At 61.7% G+C, this 12,854-nt stretch carries 13 protein-coding genes; 7 read left to right on the top strand and 6 right to left on the bottom strand.

The window, feature by feature from the left end; all coding sequences use genetic code 11:
* Positions 1-40 precede the first annotated feature (40 nt).
* The 5 genes from livG (at position 41) to CSE6_RS07370 (ending at position 4,528) form a co-directional block, all read left to right on the top strand.
* A complete protein-coding gene (gene livG / locus CSE6_RS07390) occupies positions 41-808 on the top strand; it encodes a high-affinity branched-chain amino acid ABC transporter ATP-binding protein LivG (protein ID WP_003079486.1) in 768 nt (255 codons plus the stop codon).
* Positions 808-1,521, top strand: coding sequence for an ABC transporter ATP-binding protein (locus CSE6_RS07385; RefSeq protein WP_034352393.1), 714 nt, complete (start codon positions 808-810; stop codon positions 1,519-1,521). Before livG ends, CSE6_RS07385 begins: the two co-directional genes overlap by 1 nt.
* Positions 1,522-1,613: 92 nt before the next feature.
* On the top strand, positions 1,614-2,378 hold the full coding sequence (locus tag CSE6_RS07380; protein ID WP_080771240.1) for an SDR family NAD(P)-dependent oxidoreductase: 765 nt from the start codon (positions 1,614-1,616) through the stop codon (positions 2,376-2,378).
* 523 nt (positions 2,379-2,901) lie between these two features.
* Entirely contained in the window at positions 2,902-3,885 is a 984-nt protein-coding gene (locus CSE6_RS07375; RefSeq protein ID WP_059440291.1) for a tripartite tricarboxylate transporter substrate binding protein, read from the top strand.
* Positions 3,886-3,970: 85 nt separating this feature from the next.
* Positions 3,971-4,528: a bacteriohemerythrin gene (locus tag CSE6_RS07370; protein ID WP_224650880.1), complete on the top strand. Its 558-nt coding sequence runs from the start codon at positions 3,971-3,973 to the stop codon at positions 4,526-4,528.
* A 66-nt stretch (positions 4,529-4,594) separates the two neighbouring features.
* On the opposite strand, the gene CSE6_RS07365 is transcribed toward CSE6_RS07370, so the two are convergent.
* From CSE6_RS07365 to pobA, 4 genes are all read right to left on the bottom strand, one after another.
* Entirely contained in the window at positions 4,595-5,032 is a 438-nt protein-coding gene (locus tag CSE6_RS07365; RefSeq protein ID WP_034352575.1) for a universal stress protein, read from the bottom strand.
* 157 nt (positions 5,033-5,189) lie between these two features.
* The gene (locus CSE6_RS07360; RefSeq protein ID WP_059440223.1) at positions 5,190-5,663 is read right to left on the bottom strand and encodes a hypothetical protein; all 474 of its coding nucleotides are present in this window, start codon (positions 5,661-5,663) and stop codon (positions 5,190-5,192) included.
* Positions 5,664-5,852: 189 nt separating this feature from the next.
* Positions 5,853-6,632, bottom strand: coding sequence for a 2OG-Fe dioxygenase family protein (locus CSE6_RS07355; protein ID WP_059440222.1), 780 nt, complete (start codon positions 6,630-6,632; stop codon positions 5,853-5,855).
* A gap of 197 nt (positions 6,633-6,829) precedes the next feature.
* A complete protein-coding gene (pobA, locus tag CSE6_RS07350) occupies positions 6,830-8,005 on the bottom strand; it encodes a 4-hydroxybenzoate 3-monooxygenase (protein WP_059440221.1) in 1,176 nt (391 codons plus the stop codon).
* Positions 8,006-8,185: 180 nt separating this feature from the next.
* Here pobA and CSE6_RS07345 point away from each other — a divergent pair, with 180 nt between their 5' ends.
* Positions 8,186-8,974: an IclR family transcriptional regulator C-terminal domain-containing protein gene (locus tag CSE6_RS07345; RefSeq protein ID WP_059440220.1), complete on the top strand. Its 789-nt coding sequence runs from the start codon at positions 8,186-8,188 to the stop codon at positions 8,972-8,974.
* A 145-nt stretch (positions 8,975-9,119) separates the two neighbouring features.
* Here CSE6_RS07345 and CSE6_RS07340 read toward each other — a convergent pair whose 3' ends face one another.
* Positions 9,120-10,031 (bottom strand): LysR family transcriptional regulator, encoded by a 912-nt coding sequence (locus CSE6_RS07340; RefSeq protein WP_034352381.1) that lies wholly within the window; start codon positions 10,029-10,031, stop codon positions 9,120-9,122.
* A gap of 188 nt (positions 10,032-10,219) precedes the next feature.
* Here CSE6_RS07340 and CSE6_RS07335 point away from each other — a divergent pair, with 188 nt between their 5' ends.
* A complete protein-coding gene (locus CSE6_RS07335) occupies positions 10,220-11,218 on the top strand; it encodes a tripartite tricarboxylate transporter substrate binding protein (RefSeq protein ID WP_034352378.1) in 999 nt (332 codons plus the stop codon).
* A 117-nt stretch (positions 11,219-11,335) separates the two neighbouring features.
* Here CSE6_RS07335 and CSE6_RS07330 read toward each other — a convergent pair whose 3' ends face one another.
* Entirely contained in the window at positions 11,336-12,676 is a 1,341-nt protein-coding gene (locus CSE6_RS07330; RefSeq protein ID WP_034352375.1) for an MFS transporter, read from the bottom strand.
* Positions 12,677-12,854: the final 178 nt, after the last annotated feature.

The raw sequence follows: 12,854 nt of genomic DNA, 5'->3' as shown, positions 1-12,854 counted from the left end.
CTATTATTTCAATAACTACAACCACAGGCAGGGCAAACGCATGAGCGAGTATTTGCTGGAAGTCAAAGACCTGTGCATGCGCTTCGGCGGCCTGCTGGCCGTGGACAACGTGGGCTTTAACGTACGCCCTCAGGAAGTGTTTGCCATCATCGGCCCCAACGGCGCGGGCAAGACCACGGTATTCAACTGCATCAGCGGTTTCTACCAGCCCTCGGGCGGCTCGGTCGTTCTGGACGGCCAGAGCATTGCAGGCCACAGCAGCCACCAGGTCGCCAACCACGGTGTGGTGCGCACATTCCAGAACGTGCGCCTGTTCAAGAGCATGACGGCGCTGGAAAACCTGCTGGTCGCACAGCACCGCCAGTCGCGCGCCACGCTGCTCGGCGGCCTGTTCAACACGCCGGGCTATCGCCGTGCCGAACAGGAAAAGATCGACAACGCGCTCCAATGGCTGGACGTGATGGGCCTGCGGCAGTTTGCCAACCGCGAGGCCGGCAATCTGGCCTATGGTCACCAGCGCCGGCTGGAGATTGCGCGCTGCATGATCACCAAGCCTCGCGTGCTGATGCTGGACGAGCCCGCCGCCGGCCTGAACCCGCAGGAGAAGAAAGACCTGCAGCATCTGATCGACGATCTGCGCAAACAGTACGGCGTGGCCGTGCTGCTGATCGAGCACGATATGGGCCTGGTCATGGGAGTGTCCGAGCGCATTCTGGTCATGGAATACGGCAAGCCCATCGCCATGGGCCTGCCCGAGGCGATTCGCAATGATGAACGGGTCATCAAGGCCTATCTGGGAGAGGCCTGATGAGCCAGCATATGTTGCAACTGGAGCAGGTCTCCACCCATTACGGCGCGATCTGCGCGGTCAATCATGTCAGCCTGCATGTCGATCAGGGCGAGATCGTCACCCTCATCGGCAGCAATGGTGCTGGCAAGACATCGCTTCTGATGACGGTCTGCGGCAACCCTCGTGCCAGCGGCGGGCGCATTCTGTTCGAGGGCGAGGACATCACCCAGATGTCCACCCATCACATCATGCGCCGCGGCATTGCCATCTCGCCCGAAGGCCGTCGTGTCTTCAAGGACCTGACGGTGACCGAGAACCTGCAGATGGGCGGCTTTTTCCTGAGCAAGGCCGAGATCGCCGACGGCGTCGAGCATGTGTTCAAGCTCTTTCCTCGTTTGAAGGAGCGCGCAGCGCAACGCTCGGGCACCATGTCGGGCGGCGAGCAGCAGATGCTGGCCATAGGCCGCGCACTGATGAGCAAGCCGCGCCTGCTGTTGCTGGACGAACCCACACTGGGCCTGGCGCCGCTCATCATTGCGCAGATCTTCGAGATCATTCAGACCATCCGCGCAGCGGGTGTGACGGTGTTCCTGGTCGAGCAGAATGCCAACCGCGCCCTGCAGATTGCCGACCGAGGCTATGTGCTGGAAACCGGCAAGGTGGTGCTGGAGGACAGCGGTGTCAACCTGCTGAGCAATGACGAGGTGCGCAAGGCCTATCTGGGTCATTGACAGCTCACTGACCTCATCTGAGGTCATTGCCAGGCCCCGCCGGACGCAAGTCTTGCGGGGCTTGCTCTTTTCAGTCTTCAATCAACCGTAAGATGCTTCGCATGACAAAGCACTTAACGATTCTGACCGGTGGCTCTCGCGGCATGGGCCTGTCCATGGGACAGCAACTGCTGCAGCAAGGCCATCAGTTGCTGAGCATTGCCCGCAAGACCAGCGCCGCCCTAGCCTCCAGCGCCAGCAAGCCTGCACAGCTATTGCAATGGGAGCAAGACCTGGCACAAAGCGCTGCTGCTGCGCAGCGCCTGGCGACCTGGCTAGGCACGATAGATCCGCGTGAATGGGCCAGCATCACCCTGATCAACAATGCGGGCGTCATCCCGCAGATTGCGCCACTGTCCCAGGTGCCTTCAGCCGACATGATCAATGCCCTGCGCGTGGGTCTTGAGGCTCCCATGGCCCTGACCGGAGCCTTTCTCGGAGCAACCGAAAGCTGGCGGATTCCCCGCAAGGTGCTCAATATCTCCTCGGGCCTGGGCCGCCGCGCCATGGCCTCGCAAGCCAGCTATTGCACGGCCAAGGCCGGCATGGACCAGTTCAGCAGCTGCGTGGCGCTGGAAGAGGCGGCCAAGCCCAACGGCGCACGCATTGTGTCTCTGGCGCCAGGCGTCATCGACACCGATATGCAGGTACAACTGCGCAGCGCAGCTTCAACCGACTTCCCTGACGTGGGGCGTTTTGCTGGTCTGCACAGCAACGGGCAGCTGACCTCGGCCGATGACGCCGCAGCCCGCGTGCTGGCCTGGCTGGCACGACCGGACTTCGGCGACCAGGTGGTTGCCGACGTACGCCAGGCTTGAGATAGCACTCAGAACAGCTGGACTCCAAAACATGGCTGCAGCCGCCTTATCCAAACCAATGACCAAAGGCACCTGCAGCTCTTGTTGCCATGAACTGCCGGACCAAGCAAAAAATCTGGAAACAGGCGCAGCCTATTCTCGAACCAAGCCCTGGCAAGTCTTTCATGCGTGGCAGAATGTTTCCACTGGTCTGCAGCAGCCTCCGTGGCTGTGCGCAGAACCACAATCCGCACCCGTGGGCCACAAAGACAGCGACACCCGATCGGTACGCTGCCTCCGTGCTAGCAACGGCAGCAACCCTGTCGTGCAGCGCGTGCGGATGGCGATCATGTCCGTACGGCATGGCTCGCGCTCCCCGGTAAAGACAAATACCCATTGATGGCGGAACCACCGTCCCCGATCATCGAAAAGCCCACCTTCCGTGACTCTGGCTGCCGAGCTCAAGGCTCAGGCACCAGCCGCGACTGCGCCGCCCTTGTTTGCGGGCCAGCGCTCCCCCGTTCGTCTCTGGAGCTTCTTTTTCATGATTCGCCAAATTCTCATCAGCACAGCCGTGATCGCAAGCGCGGGCCTGAGCTTTTCAGCCGCTGCACAAGACCCCGCAGCCGACTACCCCAACAAGCCCGTGCGCATGATCGTGCCGTTCCCACCTGGCGGCGGCACCGACATCCTCTCGCGCGTGATTGCCAGCAAGCTCACCGAAGTCAGCAAATGGACCGTGGTGCCCGACAACCGTGCGGGTGCAGGCGGCACCATCGGTATCACCGAAGCGGTCAAGGCGGCGCCCACGGGCTATGACATGGTGATGGGCCAGAAGGACAATGTGGTCCTTGGCCCCTACCTCTACAAGAACCTGCCCTGGAACCCCAGCAAGGATCTGACCCCCGTGGCTCATGTGGCCTACACCCCCATCGTGATCGCCACGGCCGCCAACTCGCCGTACAAGACGCTGGCCGACGTGGTGGCTGCAGCCAAGAAGAACCCGTCCAAGATCACCTACGGCTCGCCCGGCAACGGCACCAGCATCCACCTGGCCGGCGTGATGCTGGAAAAGGCCTCGGACATTCATCTGACTCACGTGCCCTATAAAGGCTCCAACCCCGCGATGATGGATGCACTGGCCGGCAATGTGGATCTGCTGGTGTCCTCCGTCCCCTCGGCCATAGCCCAGATCAAGGCCGGCAAGCTGCGCGCCATCGCCGTGACCTCGGCAAAGCGCTCGTCCTCGCTGCCAGACACCCCAACACTGGCCGAGTCCGGTCTCAAGGGCTTTGATGTGAGTACCTGGTACGGCCTGTTCATGCCCAAGGGCACACCCGCAGCCATCGTGACCAAGGTCAATGTCGAAGTGAACAAGCTGCTGGCCATGCCCGAGATGCGCGAGGCCATTCTGACCCAGGGTGCCGAGCCCCAGTCCATGAGCGCAGCCAGCTTCGACAAGATGTTCCAGGCCGACTTCAAGCAGTCCAAACAGGTCGTCGAATCCTCGGGCGCCAAGATCGAGTGACATCCCGACGCGGCGCTCAGGATTCGCGCCGCCCTGCCTGGCGCGGATAGACCTGATCTGAATCAATGCGGCATATGACAGGCTCGTGAATACTTCTCCGGAAACCCTTGAATTTCTGGAGAACATCATGGCATTGCTGGTCTGGGTCCCCGAACTGGACACCGGGATTGCGGAGATCGACCGGCAGCACCGCCGCATCGTCGATTACATCAACCGGCTTTACGAGTTGCGCAGCTCGCCAGATCGCGAAGGGCTGGGCGATGTCATCGGCGAGATGATCGACTACACCGTCTCGCACTTCGTCTTCGAGGAAAGCCTGATCGAGAGCGCCGGCTATATGTTCGCAGGGCCGCACAAAAAAGTGCACGAGCTGTTCACGCGCCGCGTGATCGAGATGCAGACCCGCTTCGATGCGGGTGAGGATGTGGCCGCCGAACTGCATGGCATGCTCTCGCGCTGGCTGTTCAACCACATCCGCAACGAAGACCATGGCTATGTGGACTCGGCCAAGGTCTATCTGCGCATGATGTCCAAAGAGAGCGGACACACGGCAGAAAAAGAACGACTCAAGGCGGAAGTGCTACAGGAGCTGGAATTGCAGCGCAAGAAAAAAGGCTGGCTGGCCCGGCTGCTCAGTCGCTGAGCACCCTTGCTCACAAGAAAAACGGCTCCCTGAGGAGCCGTTGCTTCGTGGGCAGCCGCCTCGCGCTCACTCGCGCACGACCAGCACCGGCACACGCACGGCGCCAAGCACGCGCTGCGTGACGCTGCCCAGCATCAGCTTCTCAAGGCCGCGTCGCCCCTGCGAGCCCATGACGACGAGATCGGCACCCACGCTTTCCATGGTGCGCACAATGCCTTCATGCACCGCATGGCCCTCGCCCACCAGCGTCTTCACGGGCACGCCTGCCTCATCCATGATGGCCTTGACCGCATCCAGGGCGGTGTTGGCTTCGGCGGTGGCCGCGCTCAGATACTGTGACTGGCCGTAGGCAAAGTCGGCGCCCACGCCGGTGAAAGGATAGGGATCGACCACATACACCGCCGTCACGGCGCTGCCGAAGACCTTGGAAAGCTCTGCGGCCTTGTGTGCCGCCAGCATGGAGGGCTTGGAGCCGTCGACCGGAACCAGAATGTGATTGAACATGGACATATGTTTCTCCTTTCAGGTTGCAGGCGACAAGGACGTCAAGCCAGAGGCCCGGGGCAGATGCCGCTCTTGAAATAGCGTTGAGTCTGCCTTCATCATGCCTCAGCGTGTTGACATGAATCAACCCTGAAGTTCACGCTGACTGAGGTCTGATTCAGATACAGACATGGGCCGTCTGGTATTCGTAGCATTTGTCCAAAAGAGTGTCGGACTTGTCGGTGATCGTGATGCGAGTGCCGTCTGGGCGCAGCAGGGATACATTCTTGAAGGCTGGCTCATGGGGCTTGCTGGGCGCATCGCGGCGCACGGTCCATTCCTCCCGGACGATGCCGCCCGGCATGTCCAGCATCACGACGATCTGCTTGGTATCGTCCGAGAGTCGAATGCACTTGGCATCATTGAGCTCGACCACGGCCCCGGCCGGCGCGGCCAGACCATAAGGGCACTCCTCCACGCCGTGAATCGGTACCGAGGCATCGCCGAGGGTAATCTCAAGGCCATTGCGAAAGTAGATCGTGGGCTCCTTGGTGTAGGCCGCCTGCGCCGGACGATCTTGCGAAGGCTTGCAGGCCGCTACTGTGACAAGAGCGGTCAGCACTGAAATACTAAGGGCGTAAAAACGATTCATATAAAAAACCACGCTCTGCAAGGCGTGGTGTTGGCCAGCTGATCTGGCTTGTTGGATGCAGGGAAGACTCGAAGAGGCGAAAGCTTCGCCGCGACAAGCCTGCATCATGCAGTGTTGATGACGTCACTTTGACGTATTGAGCACGTTACAGTTTTGCTCAAATTTTCCGAACAAAGGCGTCCGGATCAATCAAGCAGCCTGACCCTGCTGCTCCTGGAGCTCGGCACCCTGGAAGTTGCCGCGGCGATAGGTCAGCACCAGGGTGTCGCGCACGCCGCCGTGCTCGACGGGTTGAATCGGCGTGGTCTCATGAATCATGCGCGCATCGTCGAGCAACATCACCGACCAGGGCTCGGTCAGCGTGAAGCGCTGGCCGTTGGGACCGCTCGCCTCGAAGACGCGGGTCTCGCCCCCTTTGACGCCCTTGCGCCCCACCAGCAGTACGGCAACCAGGTCGACGCCGTCGCGGTGCGCGCCTTCGGGCGTGGGCCGGCCGATGCCGTCCGTGGTGTCGATGCGGAACTGGTGCGCCTCGACAAACCAGCGCTCATGCAGCTCGTCGGTGCAGAACACCTGATCGGCCAGTTGGCCCAGGGCATTGATCATCGCCAGCCAGGCCGCGCTGGAGGTGGTGCTGTCCTGCATGGGCTCGAACATGCGCTGCATGCCGCCATGCAGAGCGTTGTATTCCACGGGCTGCCAGTGGGCGCGATGAGGCACCTGCTGCACCTGATCGCCTTCGCTGACAAAGCAGGAATGGCGGCGGCGGCGATAGCGGCCTCCATCCTTGAGGAAGGCATCGGGCGGCAGCCCCTGCCAGTCCGCATCCATGGCGTGCAGATCGCCCACACTCAGGCCCATCCACTGGGCGAAGTCCTCGGGCTGCAGCACGGCATAGCCGCGCGTGCGCAAGGACTGGGCTGCCTCGGCAGCGGCAATATAGGGAGGGGAAAACATGATGTGCGCCATAAGGTCGGCAAGCTTACTCCTCGCAAGCCCCGCTGGCTTGTGCCTTGGCATCAAAATTTACGCAAGGCAGCATCAACCAAATTGCATGGATGAAAAAATGCCTGCATCGCACACAGCAATGCAGGCAGAACGCAAGGCGCCGGAATCGGGCACCGGGCCTTCATCACCACGGTGACGAAGGCCAGGCGGTCTCGGGCTTAAACCAGAGGCAGACCCACATAGTTCTCGGCCAGCGAGGTCGAGCCGGCTTCGGAGTGGACGATGTAGTCCAGCTCGGCTTCCTGCATCTTCGTGTTGAACTCGCCCTCGCCGGGGAAGTTGTGCAGCATGGAAGTCATCCACCAGGAGAAGCGCTCGGCCTTCCAGACACGGCGCAGGCACTGCTCGGAGTAACGGTCGATGCCGGCCTCGGACTGCTCCTTGTAGTACTCGACAAAGGCTTGCGACAGATAACCCACGTCGGAAGCTGCCAGGTTCAGACCCTTGGCGCCGGTGGGGGGCACGATGTGCGCGGCATCGCCGGCCAGGAACATGCGGCCGAAGCGCATGGGCTCAGTTACAAAGCTGCGCAGCGGCGCAATGCTTTTTTCCAGCGATGGGCCGGTCACCAGATTGGCGCGGGCTTCGGGGTCCAGGCGCTTCTTGAGCTCCTCCCAGAACGCTTCGTCGCTCCAGTCCTCGACCTTGTCGGTCAGCGGCACCTGCAGATAGTAGCGGCTGCGCGTGGCGCTGCGCTGGCTGCACAGGGCAAAGCCGCGCTCGGTGTTGGCATAGATCAGCTCGTGCGACACGGGCGGCGTATCCGAAAGCAGGCCCAGCCAGCCGAAGGGATAGACCTTCTCGAAGGTCTTGATCTTGTCCTGAGGAGCGCTGGCGCGGCAGATGCCGTGAAAGCCGTCGCAGCCGGCGATGAAGTCGCACTCGATCTCGTGCACCTGGCCGTCTTTTTCGTAACGCACCTTGGGCTTGTCGCTCTCGAAGTCCACGGGCTGCACATGGCTGGCCTCGTAGACCGTGGTCAGGCCCTCCTGGGCGCGCACTTCCATCAGATCGCGGGTCACCTCGGTCTGACCATAGACCATCACGCGCTTGCCGCCGGTCAGGTCATGCAGATTGATGCGGTGGCGCTTGCCCTTGAACAGCAGCTCGATGCCGTCATGAGGCAGACCTTCCTCATTCATGCGCTTGTCGGCACCCGCCTGCTTGAGCAGATCCACCGTCACCTGCTCCAGCACGCCGGCGCGGATGCGGCCCAGCACATAGTCGGCGCTGCGCTGCTCGATGATGATGTTGTCGATGCCCGCCTTGTAGAGCAGCTGCCCCAGCAGCAACCCCGAGGGACCGGCACCGATGATGGCGACTTGTGTACGCATGATTGTGACTCCTTGTTATGGCTCAAAAACCTGTCAACCGGCGAGCGTGACGACGCCGGTTGCGCTGTGCAGCAAGACTAAGTTTTGTGCTGCATCAAGACAAAGGAGAGAATCGATGTTTGCGCGATAATCGCACAATGAGAACGATGATCGCGCAAAACAAGAACCGCGGAACCCTCCATGAATGACCATGGCTCACCCTCCATCGCCCCGGCAGACTTCATTGCCGGCCTGGCCAAGGGCCTGGCCGTACTGGAAAGCTTCGACACCGAGCGCCAGCGCCTGAACGCCACCATGGCCGCCGAGCGCGCCGGCATCACGCGCGCCGCCGCCAGGCGCCATCTGCTCACGCTGGCCTATCTCGGCTACCTGGAGTCCGATGGCAGCTATTTCTGGCTGGCTCCCAAGGTGCTGCGCCTGTCGGGCAGCTATCTGGCCTCGGCCCGGCTGCCGCGCATCGTGCAACCCGTGCTGCACAGACTGGCAGCGCAGACCGGACTGTCCTACTCCTGCGTGGTGCGCGAGGGCCGCGAAGTCGTCATCGTCGCGCGTAGCGCCGTTCATGAGAAGGGCGAACGGCTGATGGCCCACGGACTGCATCTGGGCACGCGCCTGCCGGCGCACGCCACGTCCACCGGCCGGGTGCTGCTGGCCTCGCTCTCAAGCTCGGAGCTTGACGACTGGCTGGCCACCTATGACCTGCCGAAGCTGACGGCACACACAGTTTCCGATGCAGCTGCGCTAAAGGCCTTGCTCGACGAGGTGCGCCGCCTCGACTACTGCATGGCGCTTGAGGAGCATGAACTGGCCATTCAGGCCGTGGCCGTGCCGCTGCGCAATATGCGCGGACGCACCGTGGCAGCGCTGAATGTGGTGACTTCAGCCAAACGCATGAGCCCGCAAACCATGCAGCAGGAAATACTGCCGTTGCTGCAGGAAGCCGCGAGAACCTTGCGCCCCCAGCTTTGACGCTATTAATATCAAAGCTTATTGCGCTTGCCCTTCATTGATTTCAGATAAAAATAAGGTTGAAATCCATATTCAACAAGCGCAACCAGCTCCCCTAACAGGAGCATGAACCAGCAGCGGCCATACCCCGGAGCAGGCCAGTCGTTCAGATATGACCGCTCTCCACCGAGCACACCTGCATGCTGAGGCGGCGCAGCAACTCGGCCGTGCGGCGCATCAGCGGCGTGGACTTCTTTTTGGCGGGCTGCACCAGGCACAAGGTGCTGACGATATGCGGCGACTTGATAGGCACTTCCACCAGCGCAGCATCCGTGGCATGACTGTGCATGGCGCTATCGGTCAGCGCCGCATAGCCATAGCCGCCGCGCACCAGATCCAGAATGGCAGGCACGCTGGAAACCTCCCAGACCACATTGAGCTTGACCTGGGACAGCGTGGCCTGGGCCTCCATCAGCTTGCGGAAAATCTGCCCGTGCTGGGGCATGATCAACGGGAACTCGGCCAGATGCTCGAACGGAATGCTGGTGCGCCCTGCCAGCGTGCTGGCCGGGCCGATCAGGCACAGGCGCTCTTCGAGCACGGGCGAGACCTCGATCTGCGGGTGCGGCTCCGGCGTGTAGACCAGGCCCAGATCCATGCGCCCCGAAGTCAGCCACTCCGAGATATTCATCGAAAAACCTTCGACCACCGCCAGCCTGGCCTTGGGCATTTCGCGACTGAAGCCGTCGATCAGGGGCAGGGTCAGGCGCCGCGCCAGGCTCGGCGGCAAGCCGACCGTGATACGCCCCACGGGCTCGTCGCGCTGACTGCCCAGATCCTCCTTGGCCATGGCCACGCGCTGCATGATGGCATGGCCATGCTCGAGCAGGCGGCGCCCCGCATCGGTCAGCGTCACGCCGCGCCCGGTGCGTATCAGCAGGGTCTCGCGCAACTCGGTTTCCAGGGCCCGTACCTGACGGCTGAGCGCCGGCTGGGCAGTGTCCAGCAGTACCGCAGCCTTGCTGAAGCTCCCCACTTCGGCCACCCGAACAAAGGTCTCTATCTGCTGCAGATTCATGCTCACACCTTTCAAAACAAGCTATGCTATTTTGCTATAGCTGCTAGCCTCAGCTAGACCTAGGTGTTTATGACCCAAGTGACACAATGTAATCAACTGGGCCTGAATATCTAAAAATAACAGCCGACGATATCAACAATGCGTGGTCCACACGCAATTCATCATCGACATCCTTCCAGGGAGACAAAATGACCCATAAGCTCAATATGAGCCGTCGCCAAGCTGCATTCGCACTCGGCGCCATTGCCGCAGCCGTGGCAGCCCCCTCGTTCGCCCAGGGCGACAAGTGGCCCACCAAGTCCTCGCGCATCATCAACCCCTTCCCGGTAGGCGGTGGCCCCGATGGCCTGTCGCGCCTGGTGGCCGACAAGCTGGGCCGCGCCTGGGGTCAGCCCGTGGTGGTGGAAAATCGTCCCGGCGGCAACGGCTTCATCGCCATCAGCGAATTCAAGCGCGGCGCAACCGACGGCACGGACATGATCCAGCTGGACAACGTCCATATCGCCGCCTACCCCCACCTGTTCAAGAAGCTGCCCTACGACCTGAACAAGGACTTCGAAATCCTGATGCCCTTGTTCCGCAACTTCTTCTTTGTCTGCGTGCCCGTCAACAGCCCCTACAAGACCATCGGCGACCTGATTGCCGACGCCAAGGCGCACCCCGGCAAGCTGAACTACGGCTCCTGGTCCGTTGGCAACCCTGTTCACCTGGGCTCGGCCCTGTTGGAAAACCAGACCGGCACCAAGATGGAGCATGTGATCTACAAGGAAACCAGCCAGCTGTACCAGGGCGTTGCCAATGGCGAGCTGACTTTTGCCCTGGGCTCCCTGGGCACTGCAGGCCCTCTGGTGCGTGGCGGCAAGCTGCGCTTCCTGGCCGTGGCAGCTCCCAGCCGCATTGCCGGCTTCGAGAACGTGCCCACGGTGTCCGAATCGGGCGGCCCCAAGGACTTCACTGCCATCGGCTGGAATGCCCTGGCTGTGCGTCCCGGCACACCCCCCGCCGTGATCGAAAAGATCCGCACCGATGTGCGCCAGGCCCTGACAGGCCAGGACGTCAAGGACAAGTTCGCAGCCTTCGGCTACGAATCCTTCAATCCCACGCCTGCCGAGTTCAAGGCCTTCATGGCCTCCGAGAGCAAGCGTTTCGGTGATGTCATCAAGAAGGCCGGTCTGGCACTGGACTGATCCGTCTTCCAGTCGATAAAAAGCCGCCTCTTGCAGGCGGCTTTTTCATGTCCTCTGGCATCAAGAAAAACGCCCGATGCAAGCACCGGGCGTTTTGCAGGGAAGTTCACTAACTTCTTATTGGTCGCGCGCCTCGATGGCACGGTTGATGCCCAGGGCCGCCAGCGTGCACAAGGCGCCCGACAGCAGATAGATACCCAGAGCCACCAGACCGAACTTTGCCGAGACACCCAAGGCCACCAGAGGCGCAAACGCCGCACCGATGAGCCAGGCCATGTCCGTGGACAGGGCCGCACCGGTGTAACGGTAGCGCGACGAGAAGTTGGATGTCACCGTGCCCGATGCCTGGCCGTAGGACAGGCCCAGCAGCACAAAGCCCACCAGGATGAACACATTGTTGCCGGTGCTGCCGCTGCCCAGCAACCAGGGCGCGAGAAAGCTGAAGATGCCGATCAGGCAGGCCATGGTGCCCAGGGTGTTGCGACGCCCCACTCGGTCCGCCAGCCAGCCCGACAGCATGATGGCCGCGCCTGCCAGCAGTGCACCGATGATCTGCACCACCAGCACTTCGGTCATGGACTGGTCGGAGTACATGGAAATCCAGGACAGCGGGAACACGGTCACCAGATGGAACAGCGCAAAGCTGGCCAGTGCAGCGAAGGCGCCGATCATCACATTGCGGCCTTCGTTGGCCATGAGACTGGTCACGCTGATGGGCTCCAGCTCACGCTCCTGCAGAAGCTGGGTATAGGACTGGCCCACGACCAGACGCAGGCGCGCAAACAGCGCCACCACGTTGATGGCGAAGGCCACGCAGAAGGGGTAGCGCCAGCCATAGCTCATGAACTCGTCGGCCGTCAGGCTGGAGTACAGATAGGCAAACAGCGCCGCCGCAATGATGAAACCCAGCGGCGCCCCGAGCTGACCGATCATCGAATACCAGCCGCGCTTGTTCGGCGGCGCGGACATGGCCAGCAGCGAAGGCAAGCCGTCCCAGGAGCCCCCGAGCGCCAGGCCCTGGCCGATGCGCAGGATCACCAGCGCCCAGACGGCCTTCATGCCCGCTGTCTCATAGCTCGGCAGGAAGGTCATGCCCACCGTGCACACGCCCAGCAGAAGCAGCGCCAGAGTCAGCTTGGTGGCACGCCCCCAGACCCGCTGCACGGCCATGGACAGCGCCGTGCCCACGGGGCGGGCCACAAAGGCCAGTGAGAAGATGGCAAACGCGGCCAGCGTGCCATCGAGCTTGGATAGATAGGGAAACAGCAGCGAGGGAAACACCAGCACGCAGGCGATGCCGAACACGAAGAAGTCAAAGTACTCGGAAGAGCGCCCGATGATCACCCCCACGGCAATCTCGCCGGGGGTCACATCCTCGTCGGTATGCGCATAGGCCAGGGTTTCCGAGTTCTCATAGTCTTGCTGAGTAAGACCAACGGACGGGTTCATGCTTGTCATAAAGGTACAACTCCTTGTCTTACTTTTCAGTCCCGGGGACGCTTTCCGTTCTACGCCCAAGCATGTGCAGCTGCAATAGAGTTTTTGCCCTGAACACTGTCGGCCCAGCCCCGTGCAGGCCCCGTTTCTGAGGGCTGATTTGACAATTTCAAGCCCTGTCAGCTCAAAGTTTGTCCAC

Source organism: Comamonas sp. E6, from assembly GCF_001010305.1.
Lineage (GTDB): Bacteria > Pseudomonadota > Gammaproteobacteria > Burkholderiales > Burkholderiaceae_C > Comamonas > Comamonas thiooxydans.
Note: the sequence above shows the minus strand (reverse complement) of the source record. Positions and strands in the feature narration are given on the sequence as shown.